Raw genomic sequence first — 21,497 nt, 5'->3', positions numbered from 1 at the left:
CAAAGGCCGTCTCGATTAAATTTAGCGGCAAATTTAAAGGCTAAATTTCAGGCTCTTGCTCCTGCTTTTTCTCGCCGCTTGGGATCGCCGTGTCGTACCAATCGAGCTTGCGCGTAAAATACATCACCAGCGAAATCACCGCGAATATCATCAGGCTTCCCATTAATAGGGCGTAGTCTTCGGAATTTAAGATGACATAGAGGATCGCATATGAGACGAGCTGAACGCAGGTGATGAAAATGCCCCAGCGCGCGCCTTTGAAAATCGCGCTTGCGTAGAAAAATACTATCGCGCTAACCGCGATCGCCGAAGCAGCATAGCTAAGCGCAAAACCCATGTGTTCGGAGAGTGAAAGCACCAACAGGTAGAAAACGACGTCCTCAAGCCCGATGAGTAGATACTGGATCGGGTGGATGCGCTCGTGAGTGTAAACCTCGCATAAAAAGATCGCTAAAAACGGCACCGCTAAAAATAACAGAGCGTAATCCGTGCAGCGCTTAATCAGCGAGTAGTTGTTCACGGGCTCGATGAAGCCGATGCTTACAGCGTCATTTCTATCGTCGTTGCTGCGCCAGTTCGTCATAGCGACGCGGTCATCTTGATCTGCAAGCCACGCAGGAGCAATGCCTGCGGCTAAGCCTGTAACTTCCCACGAAGCTTTAAAACCGCTAGCGCTTACCTCGCGCGATTTGGCGATAAAGCCGCCGCCAAAGCTAGGCGATGCCCAAGTAGAGCTAATTTCAAAACGGCTATTTTGCGCGATCGGAGCTAGATGAAGCGCCTCGCCGCCTTGGATTTTAAGCGTGCCGCTGATGCTAAAATCAGACGATAGCGCGGAAGCGGGGAGCTTATAGATTAGGCTTCGATCGAAAATTTTAGCCTCGGTGTTGCCGTGATATTGCTTAAGCTCCTTGCCGTTTAAGCTTAAAGCGGGAGAAGCGGTGAAGGATTTTTGATTGCCTACGCCGAGCACTAGCACGGCTTCGTCGAAATTTAGCCTTGATGGATCGACGCCGAGCTCGGTATAGTTTATCGCCTCAAAGTCTGCCTTTAGCGCGAAGTCGCCGTTATATATCGGAACGCGAAAAATTCCGCGCTTTAAATAGGTGGGGTCGATCTCCGCCGCGAGGGAGTAGTTTTTAGGCACGATGATGAAATTTTTCTCTACGCGCCTTTTTACGAGCTCGTTGTTGCTTTTATCTATCGCTTCGATTATCTCTGCGTAGGGCACTACGATCGCAAGGCCCTGGATTTGCAGCTCGCCGCCCACCGGTGTGAGGATCGAATCCTGCGCGAGCTGTTTGGTTTCGGAGCGGGAGTAGGTAAGATTATCGATAAAGCTTAGCGGGATTAGCAGCAGCAAAAGCAGCACTAAAACTATGAACGGTTTCGTCCAAAACGCCCCTCGGATGGCGTTTTTAGTAGAATTTAACAAAGGCTCTCCTTTTAAGTAAAATTTAAAACAGAATTTTAACGACGAAGAGTAAACGGACGGCGCTTGAAGCGGGAGGAATTTTATAAATTCTAAACGAACTTTGGATGTGAAGCGCTACGGATATCGCTTTGAATTTTGAGGATTTTGCCGTAAGCTAGAATTTCATTGCGAATGAGAATTTTGCTATTCGCAAAAATTTTACGAGAAAATTTCTGTTAGTAGAATTAAAAAGCTTGAAATTCTAAGTCTAAGAATTTCAAGCTTTTAAAGCCCTAGGAATTTTGAAATTCCAAGGGCTTAGAATTTTTAAAATTTCGCCGCTTTAGCGTGCAAAATTTCGTGCCGTCATCTCGCGTAAGCTTTAAAATTTATACGCCACGCTTAGCTTGAAATTTCGTCCCGGCTCCCAGTCGATAGCGTTTGAATCACCGGTGAAATCGGCGCTGCGCTGCGAGTGCGACGCGTAGGCTTTATCAAAGAGATTGTAAACACCCGCGTTGATCTCAAGCCCTTTAAATCGTCCGCTATCCGGAGCGTAGGTCACATATAGATCGTGAACTGCGTAGCTAGGCACCTTGGTTTTTTCGTCGCTATTTGCGGAGGCTACGTTTTTGGAGTCGAAAAAGAGTAAGTTATAGCCCAGCAGTAGATCCGCCGCAGAGATTGCGTACTCGGCATTGAAGGTGTATTTATCGCCATAGTCGCGGTAGCCGATGATGTTTGAGCTTAGATAGCCCGAGCCGCTGCGCACGCGGTCTTTATATTCTACGTGCTGGTGGGTGTAACCCGCAGCAAGGCTCAAATCATCTAATATCAATCTTGCGAAAAGCTCGACGCCGTCAATGTCCGCACCGCCTGCATTAGCCCTGCATAAGGTGCCCTGTGCGCCTCCCGGGCAGCCGACGATTCCGCCCGCCGCATTGTTATCTACGATGAGATTTTTATATTCCGTCCTGAAATATTTTGCGGTTAGGCTTACCGAGGAATTCGCTCCTAGCTCGCTTTTGTAGCGACCGCCTATTTCGTAGGCGTTGCCCGTAGTGGCTTTTAAATTTTCGTTAGCCATCCAGCTTAGTGGTCTGCCGCGGCTAGTACCCGCAGCCATCATGCTCTCCATTACGTCAGGTCCTCTAAATACTCGCGCATAGCTCGCAAACGCCCCAAATCCTGCGCCGATCTCGTAATCAAGCGCTAAAGCAGGGCTTACTTCGTTGAATTTATATTTGTAGCTAGAGATATTAGCACCTCTGCCGTTGTAAGTCTTTAGCTCGTGCCTTTCGTAGCGCACGCCAGGAGTTACCGTAAGCCCGCCGTAGCGCATAGCATCCTCGATATAAAAGCTATAATTATCGACCTTCTCGGGGCGTAGATTGCCGGGCTTAACGTAGTTTTCGGAGCGGTAGTAATCAAAGCCATAACGCAACGTATGAGCCAGATCGCCCGTTTCAAATTTACTCTTAGCGCCGATTTTGCCGCCTTTGGTCTCGACGCCCCATTTTACGTTCGTCGAAGTCGATCCGATGCGTTGATGCTTGGTGTAATATCCCGTGATGTCGAGCTCTAGCAGGTCGCTTGGATTATACGTGTATTTGATCGTGTGTGTATCGCGCTCGTATTTGCGGTTATCCAGCTGCCCGTTTAGCCATGAGCCGAATTCTGGGCGCAAAGGATACAAGCCTTTATACTGCATATGCTCAGTAGAGAGCGAAATTTTATGAAAATCCAAAAAGCTATAGCCCGCTTTTAATAAATAATTTATATCGTTGCCGTCGCCGCCCGTAGGCTTGCCGTTGCCCGATTCGCCGAAGCCGTATCCGTAGTGCTTAAACGCAGCAAGCATATCTAGGCTATCAAACGCTCTGCCGTAGAGCATCGCACTTTGCGAATAGCCTTCGTTATTGCTCGTATAGCCCACTTTGAGCTTGGCGCCGATATCCTGACCGTCCTCAAGCATGTCAGAAGCGTCTACCGTCCTGAAGGCAACTGAGCTGCCCAAAGCGCCCGAGCCATTCACGACTGAGCGCGCGCCTACATCGACCTCTACGGCTTTGATAAGATCAGGATCGATTAGTAAATCGGCGTTGTGATGAAAGGTATTGCCGTTTTGCTTCGCGCCGTCAATCGTGATATTTAGACCGCGATCGCTCACGCCGCGCATATAAATTTTTTGATTCATGCCGTTGGTGCCGCCCACATAAACGCCTGGGATGTCGCGAAATACATCTTTGATGAGCGTAGCGTTGCGAGTATTGATTTTGATATCATCCACGGTGCTAGGCGTGCTAGAATCGCTAGTAACTTCGATTACGCCCAGGCTTTGCCTATTTGAATCTTTGCTTTTGGATACGTCCGTAGCGCTTGATTTCTCGTCTGCTTGTGCGCTTAAGCAAAGAACCGCGCACAAAGACAAAGCCAGATGAAATTTTTTCATACGAAACTCCTAAATGATAATGAGATTAAAAAACGGCAGATAATATAAAATTAATCCTTTATTTTATATTAATTATCAAGACATTTTAAAATCATTAGAATTCTATCTCCGAATGCTTTATTATCATTAAATAAAGTTAAATGATAAAATATAATTTAAATATCGATCATCAAAATTTTAGTAAAAATTAAATCTACTTTTGATAAAATCGCTCATTTTTTGGCAAGGCGATTTGCTGAATTTATAAAAATTTTTAAAATTTTTAAGGAGAGCTTATGGGCATTATGGAATTTTTGGCGCATTACGTGGATTACATTATCTTTGCGATCCTCGGATTTATGAGCTTTTTAGTCGTGTGGTTTACTATCGAAAGGCTGCTTTTTTATTCGAAGGTTAAGGCGAGCGATTACAAAAGCAAGGCGCTATATGAAGAGGCTCTGACAAAAAATTTAACGACGCTTTATATTGTTTATTCAAATGCTCCGTACATCGGTCTTTTAGGCACAGTTATCGGCATTATGATCACTTTTTTTGATATGAGTACTGCAAGCGGTATCGATACCAAGGCTATCATGCAAGGTCTTTCGCTCGCGCTTAAAGCTACTGCTACTGGTCTAGTCGTCGCCGTGCCTACGCTCATCATCTACAACGGTTTCGTCCGTAAAGTTGATGTGCTTCTAAACCGCTACGATGAGGTTAAATAAATGAGCATCCCTAGACGAGACGGGCTAAATATCGTCCCGTTCATTGACATTATGCTGGTGCTGCTAGCGATCGTGCTTAGTGTCTCGACTTTCATTGCGCAGGGGCATATCAAGGTAAATCTTCCATCTTCTTCAAGCTCGCAAAATCCGCAAGAGGATAAAAAAGTTACCATTAAAGTGGATAGCGAATCTAAAATTTACCTAGACGATGTCGCAATAAGCGAGGATGAGCTTGAGAAAAAAATTGCCGCACTCGATAAAAACGATCTTGTCGTGTTGAAAAATGATAAAGACTCGAAATTTTCCTCTTTCATTTCGATCATGGATGTCCTAAAAAAGGCGGGCCATGAAAAATTTGCGATCGTGACCGAAAAAGAGCAATGAATAAAGATAGTGCAGTAGGTTTTATCGTATCTTTGGTGCTACATTGCATCATCGCTGTGGGTGTTTTTGCTCTTTTATCGTCGGCACCGAAGCCGCCTAGCATGCCCGATATGATAGCTTTTTCTATCGATAGCATAATGGATGAGGCCAAGCAGGGCGATATTTCTGATGAGCCCAATATCCCGCCTCCTTCTGATCAGTCTGAAGCGGATCCTGAGCCAGAGCCCACTCCGCCGGAGCCCGAACCTGAACCTGAACCAACTCCGCCTGAGCCGGAGCCAATACCGGAGCCAGAGCCGATTCCTGAACCGGAGCCTATACCAGAGCCTGTGGTCGAAAAACCAAAACCGGTCGAAAAGCCTAAGCCAAAGCCGGTAGAAAAACCAAAACTGGTTGAAAAACCTAAGCCTAAAAAAGAGCATAAAGTTCAAAGCAGCGATAGGAATTTAACGGCAAAATTTGACCCGACAAAGCCTATTTCGCTAGGTAGCGGCGGGGGCGGCGGCTCCAGTAGCGCAGGTGGCGGTAGTGACGCTATAACAAGCCGCGGCGATCCTAGCAATAGCGATGTTGGCAAGAAAATTTTCGCCATTATTTCTCGCTACGCGCAGTCGCACTACCCTAAAAATGCCCAACGTATGCGTAAAATCGGCGTCGTAGGCGTGCACTTTACCTATACGGCAAGCGGCGATGTTAAGGGTCTTCGCGTTACGTCTTCCTCGAATGTAGATTCACTTGATGAGGGCGCGTTAAGCGCGGTCGAGCGCACAAAAGGTAGCTTTCCAAAGGTCGAGAAAGATATGGAATTTAACTTTAGCATAAAGTATACGCTAAATTTCAACTAGCCTTAAAGCTTCTACTAAAAACCCCTGCCTGGGCGGTGAAATTTTAAAATTTGCCGCCCTTACCGCTTTATCTTAGCTCGCAAAATTCCATCTTGGCGAAGTAAAATTTTAAATTCGCCGCTTTTGCCGCATGAGCTTTTATAAACGGATTGGCGCCGTGAAATTTAAAATTTAAACGTAGAAAATTATGTCTTTTTAAATTTAGCCAAGCAAGCATCTTAAAGCGTTAAAATTTTAAATTTAAGCTGCGAAATTGCTAGGAAATTCCACTGATTTTAATGGAATTTTTACTATAATTTCGTATGAAATTTAAAAGATTAAAGGAAATTTATGATAGACGTTTACGACTTGGCGGTGATCGGCGGCGGTCCTTGCGGCATCGCTTCCGTAGTAGAAGCCAAAAGAAACGGGCTTGCGCATGTGCTTCTGCTTGAAAAAGGCGACAACCACTCTCAAACAATTAGGCAGTTTTACAAAGATAAAAAGCGCGTCGATAAAGAATATAAGGGCTTTGACAGCGAGACGCGTGGCTCTATTTCGTTTGAAACCGGCACGAAAGAGAGTGTGCTAAATTATTTCGACGAGCTCTTAGATAGCGATGAAATCGATACGAATTTCAAAAGTGAGGTCGAAAAGATCGAAAAGCACGCATATGAGTTTTATATCACGACTAGCTCGGCTGGATACCGCGCGCGCAACGTCATCGTCGCAATTGGCAGGATGGGCAAGCCCAATAAGCCCGCTTATAAAATTCCGCCTTCGATCACGCAACGCGTAAATTTCAATCTTGATAAATGCACGATCAATGAAAAAATTCTAGTCGTCGGAGGCGGTAACTCAGCCGCGGAATACGCTATAGCGCTATGCAAGACCAATGTCGTGACGCTTTGCTATCGCAAGGCTAAATTTACCCGCCTAAACGAGACGAACGAAAGCGACGTAATGCGCGAGACCAAATACGGCAACATCATCTTGCGTTTAGGCATCGATATAGAGGCTCTTGAGAATGAAAACGGCAAGGTGCTGGTAAAATTTGATAATGGCACCGAGCTCGTATTTGATCGCGTGATATACGCGATCGGCGGCACGAGCCCGATCGATTTTCTTAAAAAATGCGGCATCGCTTACGATGAAAACGGCGTGCCGATCGTGGATGAAAATCTTCAAACTGCCACTAGTGGGCTTTACGTCGGCGGAGATCTCATCAGCAGAAGTGGTGGATCGATCGTGGTGGCGATAAATCACGCTCATACCATCATCAAAAATATCCGCAGATGAGGCTTTATCAGCCAAAAAAGGGTTATCGCTACACTAGCGATACGATTTTTTTGTGGAATTTTATAAGGAGCTCAGGCGTGCGCAAAGCTGACGTAGCATCGCAAAATGGCTCTTGGGCGCTGGGCTGTGGCGCGGAATTTAAAGACGCGACAGATGGAGGCTTTAATGCGCAGTTTTGCGCTTCGGATTTCGCAGGCGGCGAAGCGGAATTTTGCGCCGAGGATTGCGCTTTTAGCAAAGAAGAGTCGTATGCCGCTAACCAGAGCATGGAGAACGATCACGATGTTAGCAATACGGACTGCGCTGAACTTAAGGCGGAATTTAAAAAGGAATTTCAAGCGGAATTTCAGGAGAAATTTCAAAGCGAGCGCTATAAAAATTCCGATTTTCAAAACGACGAAGCCTGGCATACTTTAAAGCCTGATATCGCAAGCGGTGAAAATTTTAAATTTTGTGACGAGCAAATCGCGCAGTCTTTAGAATCTCAAAAGACGCACGATAAAGATTTCGCGAGCAAATTTGAAGACGCCAAGGTGCGCGAGGATTTTGCTGCGGAGTGCTTGCGTGACGACTGGTTTGCAGTTTGCGATGAGCGTAGTTTAAAAGGCGTGCTAAATCCGCGAGCGATATACGGCGACGTGCTGGATGTGGGCGCAGGATGTGGAATTTTAGGGCTTTTGCTAAAACGCGATTTTAAAAGCATCAATCTAAGCTTGCTAGAAATTCAAGAGCGAAATTTAGAAATCTTAAGGCTAAATTCTTTGCAAAACGATCTGCCTGCCGAGATTTTGCACGCGGATTTTGCGGAGTTTAAAAGCGAGAAGCGTTTTGACTTTATCGTCTCAAATCCGCCCTTTTATCGAGAGCGCATTTCGCTTAGCAAAGAGCCTCATATGGCGCTTAGTAAGAGCACAGCAAGCCTTAGCCTACGGGATTTCGTGCGATCTGCGAATGCTCATCTTAAGCCTGGCGGTACGCTTATTTTTTGCTATGAGGCGGGCAAGCTAGCTAAAATTTGCGAGCTTTTGGGCGAGTTTAGGCTAAATTTGACGAGGCTTGGTTTTGTCTATCCCGACATTTCAAAGCCCGCTAAGCTCGCGCTTTTGCAGGCTCGTAAGAACTCGCGCTCGCCCTGTGAGATCGTCCTTCCGATCTACGCTAGCGCGCACGGAAAGCGCACCGCACAAGCCCACGCGATCTACAAAAGCGCAGGTTTAACGAGCGTGGATTATGAGTGAGTTTGGCTTTAGCTTCGATGCTAGCGCATGCGAGCGCTGCGGTGGTAAGTGCTGCACCGGAGAGAGCGGCTATATCTGGATAGATGAGAGCGAGATCGCAGCTCTAGCGGCAAAATTTAAAATTTCGCCCGCAAGGATTAAAGAAATTTATTTACAAAAAATAGGCGCTAAATTTAGTGTAAAAGAAAAGCCCTTTGAAGGCGGCTTAGCGTGCGTGTTTTTTGACGAGACGCAGCGCAACTGCGGGATTTACGAGCTGCGTCCGAAGCAGTGTCGTAGCTTCCCGTTTTGGGAATATTTTAAAACGCATACTAAAGAATTGGAGGAAGAATGTATCGGGGTAAGGTTTTAAGCGGAATTTTAATCGCGGCGATGATTTTAGCGCCGCAGTATCTAAGTGCGGAAAGTGGGACGAATGCTGCAGCGGCGAAGCAGTCCGTTACTGATAAAAAGGCGTCTGATCGAAATTCCAGCATTGGCACAAAAAACGGTGCAAAAGATGCAATTAAAAAGAGCTTGATAAATCGTGGCGTAAGCGCTAAAAGTATAACCAAAGAAAAGCTAAATCACGCGATGCGAGCGCAAGAGGACGCCGAGTTAAATTTCGATTTGCTTACAGCTTTGGAGCTACTGCATAAAGATCCCGTCGCATCGATGTTTTTATACGAAAAGGCATACAATAAAACGGGCTCGTCCGTTTATCTGTTAGAGGCGCTAAAGACTGCTTTTGCGATCAAAGATCGCAAAAATACGGCGCGTTATTTAAAGCTCGGCGAAAAGAGCCTAAGCTCAGACTCCGAGTATCTGCGAGTAAAAATCGGCTACTACTTAGGCATTAAAGATAATCTAAATGCCAATACCGCTGCTCTTAAGCTGGTCACCGTAGATCCAGTTTCGCGTAGTTACGCGATTTTAGCGGCGACATATTATGCGATGGAGAATTTTACTTTAGCCAAAACCTACTTTGAAAAAGCCTATGAGCTAGACAAAACTGACGAAAATCTCATCAGATTATGCGACGTGCTGCTAAATAAACTCGATGATTCGGACGGAGCGATCCGCATCATCGAGACGCACAGGCGCATCTACGGCTGCGCCCAGGGTATGGCGTGCGAGCTGCTAGCTGATGTGTATCGCGCGAATAAACGCTATTTGGATGTCGCTAAGATAGATGAAGCGCTGTATGAAGCCAAAGGGGATAATAAATTCTTGGACGATATGATAGCGATTTATTACTACTCAAACGACTTTGATAAAATAATCGAGCTTTTGAAGAAATACGACTACAAGTGCGAGCTTCTAATCGATGCCTACGCGCATAAAAAAGACTATAAAACCGCGATTAAAATGGCGCGCGATGAGTTTATGAAGACCAAAAATTACGACTTTTTGGCGATCGAGGCGATCTATGAATATGAAAGTGCGGGCAAAAATGTGGACGCTAAAACCCTGTCTAGCGTAGTGGCAAAATTTGAAAATATCGCGCCGCAACTTAAAGACCCCGTGCACCTAAACTACTACGGCTACATCTTAATAGATCACGATTTGGACGTTCGCAAGGGCATCGAGCTCGTCCGCCGCGCTCTACAAAAAGACCCCGACTCGCCGTATTATCTGGACTCGCTTGCTTGGGGATACTACAAGCTTGGCGAGTGCGACAAGGCTAAAAATGAAATGGCTAAGATCAAAGACGCAGAATTTTTTAATTCCCCCGAAGGCAAAGAGCATTTGGAGGCGATCGATGCGTGCGCCGCTGGCACAGGCGTAGCGCCGCAGAATTCTATATCGCAAAACCCCGCTACGATAAAAGGCTCCACGCCGAAAGATCAGGCGCCGCAAAGCCCAGCAATAAAAACTCATTCGCCTAATTCCATAAAATCTACGGCGCCCGAAAGCTCTGCGTTAGATTCCGCGCGTCCAAGTCCCACCACAACGCAGAATTTGGCGCCAAAAGGCTCCGCTTCGCAAAATTCTGCCGGGTCTGCAAATTCCGCGATTCAAAACCAGACACCAAATTCCGCGGCTTTTGAAAATTTTGCGACGCCTATAAATTCCGCCGCGCAGAATTCTGCCTCGTCAAGACAAAATTCCGTATCGAGGCAGGATTTTATGCCAGAGCAAAATTCTACGTCGAAAGAGCCCACCGGCTCTAAAATCCAGACACCAAAGCAGTAGCGATGATTTTGGATGAAATTTTAAAGCGTACTCGCGAGGATCTGGCGCTTCGCAAAGAAAGGCTACCCGAGGATCTGCTCGGCCGCTCGCTAAGCGCCAATCCCTACGAGCCGCGTGACGTCATAAGCGCGCTTAGAAGCGATGAGAAGGATCCGCTGCGCATCATCGCCGAGATTAAAAAGGCAAGCCCGAGCAAGGGGGTCATCCGCGAGGATTTTGAGCCGCTAAGCCTTGCGGTGGAGTACGAAAATGCAGGTGCGAGCGCCTTTTCGGTGCTTACCGAGCCGCATTATTTCAGAGGCGATTTGGAGTTTATCCCGCAGATCCGCCGCTACACTCGCACGCCCATTTTGCGCAAGGATTTCATCGTCGATCGTTATCAGGTCCTCGAGGCGCTGGTTTACGGCGCAGATTTTATCCTGCTGATCGCCAAAGCTCTGGAAGGCAAACAGCTAAGAGAACTGCTCGAGTTTGCCCGCAGGCTAGGGCTTCGGGCGCTGTGCGAGATCCACGATAAGGACGATCTTAAAAAGGCAATCTTCGCAGGTGCCGATATTATCGGCATCAACCATCGAAATTTAGAGACTTTCGAGGTCGATACGAGCCTGAGCGAGCGGCTGATACCGCTGATTCCAAACGGCAAGATCATCGTCGCCGAAAGCGGCCTATACTCGCACGAGCAGCTTTTAAGTTTACACGAGGCGGGCGTCGATGCGTTTTTGATCGGCGAGCATTTTATGCGCCAAAATGACGTCGGTGCGGCACTGCGCGAGATAAAGTTCGGCGCGGGCGGCAAAATTTAAATTTGGCTCGTTTGATCGCGCAAGCTTAAACCCGAAGCGAGCCGTTAAATTTAGCGAATGGAGTGAAATTTTAAGGCAGTAAATTTTAAAATTCGGCGGACTTTAAAATTTAACGGCTCTTTAAATTTAGCGCCGCGCCGCGATCTAATATTGCATGCCGCGCTTTGGTGTTGCGCGCCGTACGAGCATCCACGTTGCGCTTTAGCATCGTGAGTTTGTTATTGCGCGCCGTGCGAGCGGCTACGGAGTGAGGTTTAAATTTACGCTTTGCATAGCTTCGCTCGGGCGAGGTTGCGCTTGCGGAATTTGACTGCTTAGGATTGCGCGTCTGTTGCGATGCCCTACATGTCGTATGCTTACGCAAGCCCGGTCTTGGCGATTATATACGGCGCCGTAAATTTAATCGCAGCTCGCGATCTAAGCCGACTCGGCTGCGATACGCCGCGATTGAGCCGCAGCTATGCTATGACTGCGCCGCGTTAAATTTTACCGCGTGTTGCGATGGTGATTGCAGCGCAGGTTTGGCACCGCGTACCGTGCCTGTTAGTGCGCCTAAGATTTGTTATAATGCGCCGCGCAAACGACCGCGTAGATTTGATATCGCAGTCGTGTAGGCGTACGTGCGCTTTGGCATCGTGAGTTTGTTATTGCGCGCCGTGCGAGCGGTTGCGGAGCGGATTAGACGCTGTGTTTGCCGCGCGATGAGTGCTTGCCAAATGCGCGCCCGCCGCGGGCTTCGATTCGCAAAACGTATATCGCGCAGAGGAGGCGCCTCGCGCAGTCTGGGATTGCAAAGCGCGTTCCGTCGCATGCATAGCTCCGCATCGTGCGAGCAAGCGCAAAACGCGTAAATTTAAAATTCTATGAAATTTAGAAGTTTTAAATTCCAAATTTCATAAAATTTTGCGAAACGCAAATTTTAAAATTCCATAGAATTTTGGAATTTCGGAAAGGAAAAGAGATGGATTATCTTTGCGCCCCTTGGCGAAGCGAGTATTTTACCGAAAAAAGAAGCGGCTGTCCATTCTGCGACGCGGCGGCGGATGCGGCGTTCGACGATCGCAACGGCGTGCTTTTTCGCGCGCGGCATTGCTTCGGGGTGATGAACCTCTACCCATACAGCCCGGGCGCGTTTATGGTGATACCCTACGAGCACGCCGATAATATCGAGTGCCTTAGCGATGATGCGTGGGCGGAGATGAGCCGCTACGTGCGCGCCGGAGTGGGGATCTTAAAGTGCACTCTGGGCGCAAACGGCGTAAATATCGGCATGAACCTCGGCGCCGCCGCGGGTGCGGGCATAGCCGAGCACGTGCACTATCATCTCGTGCCGCGATGGCAGCGCGATACGAATTTCATCACGACGATAGCAAACGTCCGCGTAAACGGCGTGTCGTTCGCTCCGCTTTTTGAGAAGCTAAAAGCCGCTTACGCGGAAATCAAAATTTAAACGGAGGATTGAGATGATTTTAGTTGCAGTAGAAAAAGATGGAAAATGGGGTATTATAAATCAAAGAGAAGAGGAGGTTATTCCTTGTATTTATGATAATGAAGTCTATAGCTTTCATGAAGGCTTAGCTTGGGTCAAAAAAGACGGTAAATATGGCTATATAGACAAAACCGGCAAAGAGATCGTTCCTTTTGTTTATGATGATGCTAGGATCTTTTCCGAAGGCTTAGCTGTGGTCGAAAAAGATGGTAAACGGGGCTTCATAGATAAAACCGGCAAAGAGGTCATTCCTTTTGTTTATGATGATGCTAGGAAATTTTCCGAAGGCTTAGCTTGGGTCAAAAAAGATGGTAAATGGGGCTTCATAGATAAAACCGGCAAAGAGATCGTTCCTTGTATTTATGATAGTTTTAAGAGCTTCTTTTCCGAAGGCTTAGCCATGGTCGTAAAAGATGGTAAATCTGGCTTCATAGATAAAACCGGTAGAGAGATTACCCCTTTTATTTATACTATGACTTTCTTATATTCGTTCGACACTTTTCATAACGGTCTAGCTTGTGTTATAAAAGATGATCAATGTTGTCTCATAGATAAAACCGGTCAAGAAGTTATCTCTTGCATTTATGATGATATATTTATTTCAGACGATAACCTGTCTGATGTATATGATCAAGTCATATATTATAAAGGATATGTCAAAGTCAAAAAAGACGGCAAATGGGGTTTACTAGACGATGAGGATAATGAAATTTTAAAGCCTATGTTTTACGATGAAGTAGAACTTGTGAAAGTTTTAAGCGACGACTACGTCAAGATCAATTTAGACGGTCGCGAAACGATCGTGAATAAAAACGGCAAAATAATATCGTAAATTTAAAGGAGAGATAATGGTTAGCGTAGAGCAAGCGATCGAGGATCTGAAAAACGGCAAAATGCTCGTTATGGTCGATGACGTCGATCGCGAGAACGAAGGCGATTTGGTGTTTGCGAGCACTTTTAGCAGCGCACAGAAGGTAAATTTTGCGATCACGCACGCTCGCGGAGTACTGTGCGTGGCGCTCAGCCCGCAGATTGCGCAGCAGCTGGGTTTAAGCCTGATGGTCGATAAAAACACCTCCAGCCACGAGACCGCCTTTACCGTCACGATTGACGCGAAGGACGCCAAGACGGGCGTAAGCGCGTATGAGCGCAATATGACGATCGAGCTGATGTCGCGCGTGGGCGCTCGCGCGGATGATTTCGTCCGCCCGGGACATATCTTCCCGCTTATCGCCAAAAGCGGCGGCGTGCTCGCTCGCACGGGGCACACCGAGGGTTCAACGGATCTATGCCGCTTGGCGGGGCTTTCGCAAAGCGCCGTGATCTGTGAGATTGTCAAAGACGACGGCGATATGGCGCGCAGGGACGATCTGGAAAAATTCTGCGCGCAGCACGGCATCAATATGATCTCGGTCGCGCAGATCGTGCAGTACCGCCTAAAACACGAAACTCTCGTTAAATTTAGCGAGCCAAAAAGCGCTCTGCTGTGCGGCGAAGCGGCGAAATTTTACGACGTGAGCGATCACGAGGGCAACGAGCACCGCGCCTATATTTTCGGCGAGCTGGAAAAGAGCGCGCAGACGAACGTGAAATTTCATAAAATTTCAAGCGATCTGGAATTTTTAAGCGATATGAAATTTAACGATTTCATGCGCGATCTGGACATTTTGCGCAATGAAGGCGGCGTGCTTTTGATGCTAAAATCCGCGCAAAATCGCGCCGATTTTAAGAGCTTCGGCATCGGAGCGCAAATTTTAGCACATCTGGGCGTTAGAAAAATCAAAATTTTAAGCAAGAGCGAGCCGAAAGACTACGCGGGGCTTAGCGGATTCGGGATCGACATAGTTTGATAGCTCACATCGATTTGGACAGCTTCTTTGTCTCTGTAGCGAGGCTTGCCGATCCCACGCTTGCGGGCAAAAAGATCGCAGTCGTCGGAGGAGGCGACGAGAAGATTTTCGGGGGCAAGAGCGAGCTTGGCAGCGTAATTTTAAGCGCGAGCTATGAGGCCAGAGCGGACGGCGTGCACTCGGCTCAGCCCGTTAAAATCGCGCTCGGACTCTGCCCGCAGCTCATTTTGGTGCGCGCCAGACATGGCGAATACCGAAAAATTTCACGCGAAATTTATGAGTTTTTACTAAACTTTACGCCCGAGATCGAAAAATTTAGCATCGACGAGTTTTTTCTAAATTTACGCGGTACGGCTTACGATGCGGACGCGCTGGGCTTTGCCGCGTTTTTGCAGAGCGAAATTATGCGCCGCTTTAGCCTTCCGTGCAGCGTAGGCCTTAGCGAAGCAAAACTTATCGCAAAGCTCGCCACTAGCCTTGCCAAGCCCTTCGGCGTGCGGCAAATTTTAAAATCGCAAATCGCGCGCGAGCTATCCGCCGTGCCTGTGGCAAAATTCCCGGGCATCGGCAAGGCGGCGCAAAAAACGCTCGGTAAATACGGCATCGTAAGCTTCGGCGACGCGCTAGGGCACAGAGAAATTTTTGAAAAGATGGGCGCAAACGGCAGGAAAATTTTCGCAGCCCTTAGCGGCGAGAATGAGGGCGAGGTCGTCTCAAAGCGCGAGCGCAAAAGCATCGGCTTTGGGCGCAGCTTCGCGCCGTGCGCCGATCGCGACGAGCTACGGCGTAAAATTTTAATTTTGACACGCCATTTGGCGGGCGAAGTGCTCGCAAAGGACCTAAAGCCCACGACGTATGATCTAAAGATCCGCTACAAATCGCGCGAGGAGTTTTCGCACCAGATCAGCCAAGATAGGGCGTTTAGTTTAAGCTTGCTGAGCGAGACCGCGCTTGAGCTGTTTAGGCTCTGCGACGTGAAAAAAGGCGCGCAGATAATCCACGTAGCGCTAAATCTTTCAAATTTTAGCGGTAAATCGGGCAGCTCGCTGCTCTTTGGCGAGATCGATAAAAAGCAGCAGAGCTTAGATCGATCTTTAAGCAGGATTTGGGAAAAATTCGGCATCGAAAAGCTGAAAAAAGCAAGCGAAATTTGATTAAATTTAAAGGAAAAAGATGAAATTAGGCGAGCTATACTCGGTGATCTGCATAATCTTCGCGACGAATTTCAGGGGCGTGATAGACGAGGAAAAGTTGCGCGGCTTGGGCAAAAACTGGATCATCGTAAATAAAAATATCGAGAACAAAAACGGCCATGAGCTTTGGCAAAAGGTGCAGAGCGAGGACTACGCGGCGCTAGAGCGCGATTTTGAGGCGCTAAAAGAGGCGTTTGAGATGGATTTTTTCAAGCTCGTTAGCGAAAGCGAAGTGGAGCTGTTTTATGAAAAATGCCGCTTCAAAAAGCCTTTCACGGAGCTTAAAAGCGCTCATGCGGCCAATATGCTAGCGCTACTTGCCATGATCTTTAAGCAAAACACGGACGCGAAATCGCATAAAATTTTGACGCTATATCTGGCGCAATTTATCATTCCGAGCTTTTCCGCGCTTGCTACGTACTTGCAGATAAACGCCAAAAGCAGCTACTACAAGGCGCTGGGGTGGTTTTTGGCGGATTTTTGCCGCGTGGCGAAAGAGACGCTAGGGCTTAGAATTTAGAATTTAGAATTTAGAACGCGCGCTCGGTATTTTTGCGCGTTCGGCACAGAAAAGCGCTATGTAGAGATAAGTCTGGAGCTTGCTTTCGGGATTTCTTGCGCTGTAGTCGGTACAGCTCCTGCGGGTGCGACAAGCTGCTAAGCGAAGCAGGTGAATTTTATCTGCACGGATGTAAAGTGTCTGCCTTGCTGTTTTGTGCGTCGGCGTTTGTTGTGTCGCGCGTCATTTTTGAATTCTGCGCGGCATTCGGCGCTTTGGTCGCGTTATGCGCATCATCCAGCCTTTGCCGTGCGCTGTCGGTATCGATACCGTGCGCGTCGCATCTGCGTCATGGTGCTGCGTACTTGGGTAATCCGTGCGTTGCTTTGTATGCCGCACAAGGCGTCGTCGTTCGAAATTTTACGTGAGACGCCCTGTATATCGTTCGATGTCGTCGCTCGGCACAGCGCGTCTTTCGTGCTTTGCGTCTGGGCCGCTTTGCGTCTTTTACCGAGCGTGTATCACGCAGCGTCTGATGCGCGCCGTTAAATTTTAAAATTTAAAACAAAGGAAAAATTTGAATTACTGGAACGAAATTTACGCCCACTTTGATCCCGTGGCATTCAGCGCGTTTGGCATAAACGTGCACTGGTACGGCATTATGTATGTTTTGGCGCTACTTACGGCACTATTTATTGCCAAGTATTTCGTGCGCAAAGACGGTCTTGGCTTTAGCGATAAGATGCTTGATCGCTACTTTATCTGGGTCGAAGTGGGCGTCATTTTGGGCGCGCGGCTTGGATACATCGCGATCTATTCGGGCGAGGCGGCGTGGTATTTCAGCCATCCGTGGCAAATTTTTAACCCCTTTCATAACGGCGAGTTCGTGGGCATTCGCGGTATGAGCTATCACGGCGCGGTCGTCGGATTCGTGATCGCAACGGTTTGGTTTTGCAAAAAATTTAAAACCGATATGTGGGCTCTGCTCGATCTCGTGGCACTTAGCGTGCCGCTTGGATATTTTTTCGGACGCGTGGGGAATTTTTTAAATCAGGAGCTTTTCGGGCGCGAGACGAGCGAGCCGTGGGGGATTTTGGTAGGCGGCACATTGCGTCACCCAAGCCAGCTTTATGAAGCGGTTTTGGAAGGACTGGTAATTTTCGTGATTTTATTTTTCTACCGTAAATTTAAGAAATTTAACGGGGAGCTGATATGTCTGTACGCGATGCTATATACGGCGTTTAGATTTTTCGTAGAATTTTTTAGGCAGCCGGACGATGGGCTTGGGGTTATATTTTTAAATTTATCGATGGGGCAAATTTTATCTTTAGTTATGTTTTTGATAGCAGTTTTCTTAAAGCAGTCTTTGAAGAAAAAACTAATTTGCAGAAATTAAATTAATCTAAAGTTAAAAAGTAATATAATCTCTTTACAAAAATGTAAATTTTCGTTTAGCGGGGATTTATAATCATCTTTTTTAAGGAGAACCTATGCTAGGTCGCATTGAAGGCTTTACGGGCAGATCCATAGACGGCAAAAAAAGCCGCATTATGGCTTTGCAAGACGTGGCGCAAAGCATCAGCGGGCTGATTTTGGCCTGTTTCATGCTGTGTCATATGATATTTACCGGCACGATTTTGATCGGTAAGGGCGCGTTTGAGGGCGTCGTGCATTTCGCCGAACCGGGCGGAATTTATTTCGTTACAAACATCGTCGCTTTTGTAATTTTCGTGATTTTCGTGATTCACGCGTTTTTAGCGATGAGAAAATTTCCGGCTAACTACGCCGCTTACAGGGCGTTTAAAGCGCACAAAATGCGAATGAAGCATTGCGACACGACGCTTTGGTGGTTTCAGTTTTGGACGGGGTTTTTCCTATTCTTCTTTGCGGCGGCTCATATTTTAATGATCGTATTCGGTCCGAAAATTACTGCAGATCTTGCTATCGCGCGCTTCGGACAGCTTCACCTATTTTATTTCGTTTTATTGATTTTCGTAGTAACTCACGCTAGCATCGGAATTTATAGATTATATATGAAATGGATCAGCATAGACGGCACGAAGGCGGAAATTCAAAGGAAAAGAGCCTTCATTAAAAAGGCGGTTTTTATCGTTTGGGGCGCATTTTTCCTGCTTTCGATAATCGCCGATTTCAAATGGTTAAGTTTAGAATAGGGAGCTTAGGATGAATGTAATATATTGCGATTCTTTAGTTATTGGCGGCGGTTTGGCGGGCTTAAGAGCTGCGATCGCTACCGGAGAGAAGGGGCTTAGCACCATCGTTTTGAGTCTAATCCCTGTTAAGCGCTCACACTCTGCGGCAGCTCAAGGTGGCATGCAGGCGTCTCTGGGAAATTCCAAAATGAGCGAGGGCGACAACGAGGACGTGCACTTTGCCGATACCGTAAAAGGAAGCGACTGGGGCTGTGATCAAGACGTCGCTAGGATGTTTGCGCAAACGGCGCCTAAAGCGATCCGCGAACTTGCGGGCTGGGGCGTTCCTTGGACCAGGATTACTAGAGGCGAGCGAAGCGCTATTATCAATGCTCAAAAAACCACGATCACCGAAAAAGATGAGGTTCATGGACTTATTCACAGCCGCGACTTCGGCGGTACGAAAAAATGGCGAACCTGCTATACCGCCGACGCTACGGGACATACGATGCTTTTTGCCGTTGCAAACGAAGCGCTAAAGCATAACGTAGATATTCATGATAGAAAAGAAGCGATCGCATTAATTCATGCAAACAACCGCTGTTACGGCGCAATCGTGCGCGATTTGGTTACCGGCGAAATTAGCGCATACGTATCAAAAGGTACGTTGATCGCTACAGGCGGCTACGGCAGAGTTTATAAACACACCACAAACGCCGTCGTTTGCGAGGGCATCGGCGCAGCTATCGCGCTTGAGACGGGCGTAGCACAACTTGGAAATATGGAAGCGGTACAGTTTCACCCGACCCCTATCGTTCCGAGCGGAATTTTACTTACTGAGGGTTGCCGCGGCGACGGCGGAATTTTACGCGATGTGGATGGCTACCGCTTTATGCCGGATTATGAGCCTGAGAAAAAGGAGCTTGCTAGCCGCGACGTCGTAAGCCGTCGCATAATGGAGCATATAAGAAAAGGCAAGGGCGTCAAAAGCCCTTACGGCGAGCACGTTTGGCTTGATATCTCGATCCTCGGACGCGAGCATATCGAGAAAAATTTACGCGACGTGCAAGAAATTTGCGAAATTTTCAACGGCATCGATCCTGCCGACACTGAGGTAATAACCGATGAGCAGGGCAGGAAGCGCGGCAAGGGCTGGGCTCCGATCCTTCCTATGCAGCATTACTCGATGGGCGGTATCAAAACAAAAGCTACGGGCGAGAGTCCAACGCTAGCTGGACTTTTCAGCGCGGGCGAGGCTGCGTGCTGGGATATGCACGGCTTTAACCGCTTGGGCGGAAATTCCGTCGCCGAAACCGTTGTCGCAGGAATGATCGTGGGCGAGTATTTTGCGGAGTATTGCCAAGGACACGATGTCGATATCAATACGCACGATATACAAAAATTCGTAGATAAAGAGCAAAACTACATGAAAAGCCTGCTTGAAAAAGAGGGTAAATTTAACGTATTCGAGATCAAAAACAGGATGAAAGACGTTATGTGGGAGCACTGCGCGATCTTTCGCACCGGCGAGGGATTAGCCAAAGCCGTAAAAGAGCTCGAGGAGCTTTACAAGCAGTCCTTGGACGTCAAAGTAAGCAATAAAGAGCTTTTCGGAAATCCTGAGCTTGAGGAGGCTTACCGCGTGCCGAAGATGCTAAAGCTTGCGCTTTGTATCGCCAAGGGTGCGCTTGATCGCACAGAAAGCCGCGGCGCGCACTTCCGCGAGGATTATCCGAAACGCGACGATCTAAACTGGCTAAAACGAACGCTTGCAAACTGGAAAGAGGGCGATACTATGCCTACTCTAAGCTACGAGCCGCTTGATATTATGAAGATGGAGATGCCGCCTGCATTCCGCGGATACGGCGCCAAAGGCAATATCATCGAGCATCCGGACAGCGCCGTGCGCCAAAAAGAGGTCGATGAAATTCGCGAGAAAATGCAAGCCGAGGGCAAAGGCAGATATGAAATTCAAGAGGCATTGATGCATTATGAGTTGCAGCCAAAATACAAAGCACCTAACGAAAGAGCAGGTATAGGATATGAGTAGAAAAATAACTATAAAGGCGTTTAAGTACAATCCGCTAAGCAAAATTTCAAAGCCACACTTCGCTACTTACGAGATCGAAGAGACCGACGGAATGACGCTGTTTATCGCGCTTAACGTGATTCGTGAGAGATTTGATCCCGAGCTAAGCTTCGACTTCGTTTGTCGCGCGGGTATCTGCGGTAGCTGCGGTATGCTCGTAAACGGCAAGCCGCAGCTTGCGTGCCGTACGCTTACTAAGGACTATCCGGACGGCGTGATCGAGCTTATGCCGCTTCCGGTTTTCAAGTTGCTAAAAGACCTCAGCGTCGATACGGGCAACTGGATGAACGCGATGAGCAAACGCGTAGAGAGCTGGATCCATACCGATCACGAAACCGACATCTCAAAGCTTGAAGAGAAGGTCGAGCCTGAGGTCGCGCAGGAGGTTTTCGAGCTGGATCGCTGCATCGAGTGCGGCATCTGCGTGGCGAGCTGCGGTACCGCGATAATGCGAAAGGATTTCATCGGCGCCGTCGGTATCAACCGTATAGCGCGCTTTCAGATCGATGCGCTGGATAAACGCAGCGACGAGGATTTTTACGAACTAATCGGCGATGATGACGGAGTATTCGGCTGTATGACGCTGCTAGGCTGCGAGGACAACTGTCCTAAGCACCTTCCGCTTCAAAGTAAAATCGCATATGTTCGCCGCAAGCTTGCCGCTCAGGGCAAATGCGGTTGCGGCAAATAAAATTTAAGCGGGACCTTCCCGCTTAAATTTATCTTCCAATTTTATAAATTTTACCTCGATAGACAAATTTCAAAATGCTTGAGTCAGACAAGCGAAGTAGCTTTAAATTTAATACTATCCCAAGCGATAAAGAAGTAAAATACGAAATCGCTTAAGATCGCTAGTGAGGGATAAGGATGAACGAAGCAAAGCTCGAAGAGCTAAAGAAAATTCTAAACGAACGACATCAAAATTTAGAGC

20 protein-coding genes are annotated in these 21,497 nt (G+C 47.6%); 17 read left to right on the top strand and 3 right to left on the bottom strand.

Annotated elements, in window-relative coordinates; genetic code table 11:
* Window positions 1-40: 40 nt before the first annotated feature.
* Both creD and Q0537_RS07620 read right to left on the bottom strand, forming a co-directional pair.
* Window positions 41-1,435, bottom strand: coding sequence for a cell envelope integrity protein CreD (gene creD, locus Q0537_RS07625; protein WP_299226712.1), 1,395 nt, complete (start codon window positions 1,433-1,435; stop codon window positions 41-43).
* A gap of 361 nt (window positions 1,436-1,796) precedes the next feature.
* Window positions 1,797-3,866, bottom strand: coding sequence for a TonB-dependent receptor (locus Q0537_RS07620; RefSeq protein WP_299226709.1), 2,070 nt, complete (start codon window positions 3,864-3,866; stop codon window positions 1,797-1,799).
* Between the two features lie 284 nt (window positions 3,867-4,150).
* Between Q0537_RS07620 and exbB the strand changes: the two genes are divergently transcribed.
* The 8 genes from exbB to trpC all read left to right on the top strand — a co-directional run bounded on the left by exbB (window position 4,151) and on the right by trpC (window position 11,293).
* The gene (gene exbB, locus Q0537_RS07615; RefSeq protein WP_040304198.1) at window positions 4,151-4,570 is read left to right on the top strand and encodes a TonB-system energizer ExbB; all 420 of its coding nucleotides are present in this window, start codon (window positions 4,151-4,153) and stop codon (window positions 4,568-4,570) included.
* Window positions 4,571-4,954 carry a TonB system transport protein ExbD gene (exbD, locus tag Q0537_RS07610; protein ID WP_005872149.1) on the top strand — a complete coding sequence of 128 codons (384 nt, stop codon included), beginning with the start codon at window positions 4,571-4,573 and terminating at the stop codon, window positions 4,952-4,954.
* Entirely contained in the window at window positions 4,951-5,799 is an 849-nt protein-coding gene (locus tag Q0537_RS07605; protein ID WP_299226707.1) for an energy transducer TonB, read from the top strand. The genes exbD and Q0537_RS07605 overlap by 4 nt, the downstream gene beginning before the upstream one ends.
* 330 nt (window positions 5,800-6,129) lie before the next feature.
* Window positions 6,130-7,077, top strand: coding sequence for an NAD(P)-binding domain-containing protein (locus Q0537_RS07600; protein ID WP_299226705.1), 948 nt, complete (start codon window positions 6,130-6,132; stop codon window positions 7,075-7,077).
* Between the two features lie 77 nt (window positions 7,078-7,154).
* Window positions 7,155-8,315 (top strand): methyltransferase, encoded by a 1,161-nt coding sequence (locus Q0537_RS07595; protein ID WP_299226703.1) that lies wholly within the window; start codon window positions 7,155-7,157, stop codon window positions 8,313-8,315.
* Window positions 8,308-8,667 carry a YkgJ family cysteine cluster protein gene (locus Q0537_RS07590; protein WP_299226701.1) on the top strand — a complete coding sequence of 120 codons (360 nt, stop codon included), beginning with the start codon at window positions 8,308-8,310 and terminating at the stop codon, window positions 8,665-8,667. Before Q0537_RS07595 ends, Q0537_RS07590 begins: the two co-directional genes overlap by 8 nt.
* Entirely contained in the window at window positions 8,646-10,490 is a 1,845-nt protein-coding gene (locus tag Q0537_RS07585; RefSeq protein WP_299226700.1) for a hypothetical protein, read from the top strand. The genes Q0537_RS07590 and Q0537_RS07585 overlap by 22 nt, the downstream gene beginning before the upstream one ends.
* Before the next feature lie 2 nt (window positions 10,491-10,492).
* Window positions 10,493-11,293 (top strand): indole-3-glycerol phosphate synthase TrpC, encoded by an 801-nt coding sequence (trpC, locus tag Q0537_RS07580; RefSeq protein WP_299226697.1) that lies wholly within the window; start codon window positions 10,493-10,495, stop codon window positions 11,291-11,293.
* A 109-nt stretch (window positions 11,294-11,402) separates the two neighbouring features.
* On the opposite strand, the gene Q0537_RS07575 is transcribed toward trpC, so the two are convergent.
* A complete protein-coding gene (locus Q0537_RS07575) occupies window positions 11,403-11,657 on the bottom strand; it encodes a hypothetical protein (protein ID WP_299226695.1) in 255 nt (84 codons plus the stop codon).
* 597 nt (window positions 11,658-12,254) lie between these two features.
* Between Q0537_RS07575 and Q0537_RS07570 the strand changes: the two genes are divergently transcribed.
* From Q0537_RS07570 to Q0537_RS07530, 9 genes are all read left to right on the top strand, one after another.
* The gene (locus tag Q0537_RS07570) at window positions 12,255-12,743 is read left to right on the top strand and encodes an HIT domain-containing protein (RefSeq protein ID WP_299226692.1); all 489 of its coding nucleotides are present in this window, start codon (window positions 12,255-12,257) and stop codon (window positions 12,741-12,743) included.
* 13 nt (window positions 12,744-12,756) lie between these two features.
* Complete coding sequence (locus tag Q0537_RS07565) at window positions 12,757-13,614, top strand: WG repeat-containing protein (RefSeq protein ID WP_299226689.1); 858 nt, start codon at window positions 12,757-12,759, stop codon at window positions 13,612-13,614.
* A 16-nt stretch (window positions 13,615-13,630) separates the two neighbouring features.
* Window positions 13,631-14,632, top strand: a complete 1,002-nt coding sequence (locus Q0537_RS07560; RefSeq protein WP_299226686.1) for a bifunctional 3,4-dihydroxy-2-butanone 4-phosphate synthase/GTP cyclohydrolase II — start codon at window positions 13,631-13,633, stop codon at window positions 14,630-14,632.
* Window positions 14,629-15,786, top strand: coding sequence for a DNA polymerase IV (locus Q0537_RS07555; protein ID WP_299226683.1), 1,158 nt, complete (start codon window positions 14,629-14,631; stop codon window positions 15,784-15,786). The genes Q0537_RS07560 and Q0537_RS07555 overlap by 4 nt, the downstream gene beginning before the upstream one ends.
* A gap of 19 nt (window positions 15,787-15,805) precedes the next feature.
* Entirely contained in the window at window positions 15,806-16,345 is a 540-nt protein-coding gene (locus Q0537_RS07550; protein ID WP_299226680.1) for a hypothetical protein, read from the top strand.
* 556 nt (window positions 16,346-16,901) lie between these two features.
* Window positions 16,902-17,720 carry a prolipoprotein diacylglyceryl transferase gene (lgt, locus tag Q0537_RS07545; protein ID WP_299226678.1) on the top strand — a complete coding sequence of 273 codons (819 nt, stop codon included), beginning with the start codon at window positions 16,902-16,904 and terminating at the stop codon, window positions 17,718-17,720.
* 94 nt (window positions 17,721-17,814) lie between these two features.
* On the top strand, window positions 17,815-18,498 hold the full coding sequence (locus Q0537_RS07540) for a fumarate reductase cytochrome b subunit (protein WP_297915476.1): 684 nt from the start codon (window positions 17,815-17,817) through the stop codon (window positions 18,496-18,498).
* A 10-nt stretch (window positions 18,499-18,508) separates the two neighbouring features.
* Entirely contained in the window at window positions 18,509-20,527 is a 2,019-nt protein-coding gene (locus Q0537_RS07535) for a fumarate reductase flavoprotein subunit (protein WP_299226675.1), read from the top strand.
* Window positions 20,520-21,257 carry a fumarate reductase iron-sulfur subunit gene (locus Q0537_RS07530; RefSeq protein WP_299226672.1) on the top strand — a complete coding sequence of 246 codons (738 nt, stop codon included), beginning with the start codon at window positions 20,520-20,522 and terminating at the stop codon, window positions 21,255-21,257. The genes Q0537_RS07535 and Q0537_RS07530 overlap by 8 nt, the downstream gene beginning before the upstream one ends.
* The last annotated feature ends 240 nt before the right edge of the window (window positions 21,258-21,497 follow it).

The organism is uncultured Campylobacter sp. (assembly GCF_938017775.1).
Lineage (GTDB): Bacteria > Campylobacterota > Campylobacteria > Campylobacterales > Campylobacteraceae > Campylobacter_B.
The sequence above is the reverse complement of the archived record's forward strand: the minus strand, read 5'-3'. Positions and strand labels throughout refer to the sequence as shown.

Excerpts from the sequence above, each read along its gene's own strand:
- Q0537_RS07620 (WP_299226709.1), bottom strand. The coding sequence starts at position 3,866 with ATGAAAAAATTTCATCTGGCTTTGTCTTTGTGCGCGGTTCTTTGCTTA.
- exbB (WP_040304198.1), top strand. The coding sequence starts at position 4,151 with ATGGAATTTTTGGCGCATTACGTGGATTACATTATCTTTGCGATCCTC.
- exbD (WP_005872149.1), top strand. The coding sequence starts at position 4,571 with ATGAGCATCCCTAGACGAGACGGGCTAAATATCGTCCCGTTCATTGAC.
- Q0537_RS07605 (WP_299226707.1), top strand. The coding sequence starts at position 4,951 with ATGAATAAAGATAGTGCAGTAGGTTTTATCGTATCTTTGGTGCTACAT.
- Q0537_RS07600 (WP_299226705.1), top strand. The coding sequence starts at position 6,130 with ATGATAGACGTTTACGACTTGGCGGTGATCGGCGGCGGTCCTTGCGGC.
- Q0537_RS07590 (WP_299226701.1), top strand. The coding sequence starts at position 8,308 with ATGAGTGAGTTTGGCTTTAGCTTCGATGCTAGCGCATGCGAGCGCTGC.
- Q0537_RS07585 (WP_299226700.1), top strand. The coding sequence starts at position 8,646 with ATGTATCGGGGTAAGGTTTTAAGCGGAATTTTAATCGCGGCGATGATT.
- trpC (WP_299226697.1), top strand. The coding sequence starts at position 10,493 with ATGATTTTGGATGAAATTTTAAAGCGTACTCGCGAGGATCTGGCGCTT.
- Q0537_RS07570 (WP_299226692.1), top strand. The coding sequence starts at position 12,255 with ATGGATTATCTTTGCGCCCCTTGGCGAAGCGAGTATTTTACCGAAAAA.
- Q0537_RS07565 (WP_299226689.1), top strand. The coding sequence starts at position 12,757 with ATGATTTTAGTTGCAGTAGAAAAAGATGGAAAATGGGGTATTATAAAT.
- Q0537_RS07560 (WP_299226686.1), top strand. The coding sequence starts at position 13,631 with ATGGTTAGCGTAGAGCAAGCGATCGAGGATCTGAAAAACGGCAAAATG.
- Q0537_RS07550 (WP_299226680.1), top strand. The coding sequence starts at position 15,806 with ATGAAATTAGGCGAGCTATACTCGGTGATCTGCATAATCTTCGCGACG.
- Q0537_RS07540 (WP_297915476.1), top strand. The coding sequence starts at position 17,815 with ATGCTAGGTCGCATTGAAGGCTTTACGGGCAGATCCATAGACGGCAAA.
- Q0537_RS07535 (WP_299226675.1), top strand. The coding sequence starts at position 18,509 with ATGAATGTAATATATTGCGATTCTTTAGTTATTGGCGGCGGTTTGGCG.
- Q0537_RS07530 (WP_299226672.1), top strand. The coding sequence starts at position 20,520 with ATGAGTAGAAAAATAACTATAAAGGCGTTTAAGTACAATCCGCTAAGC.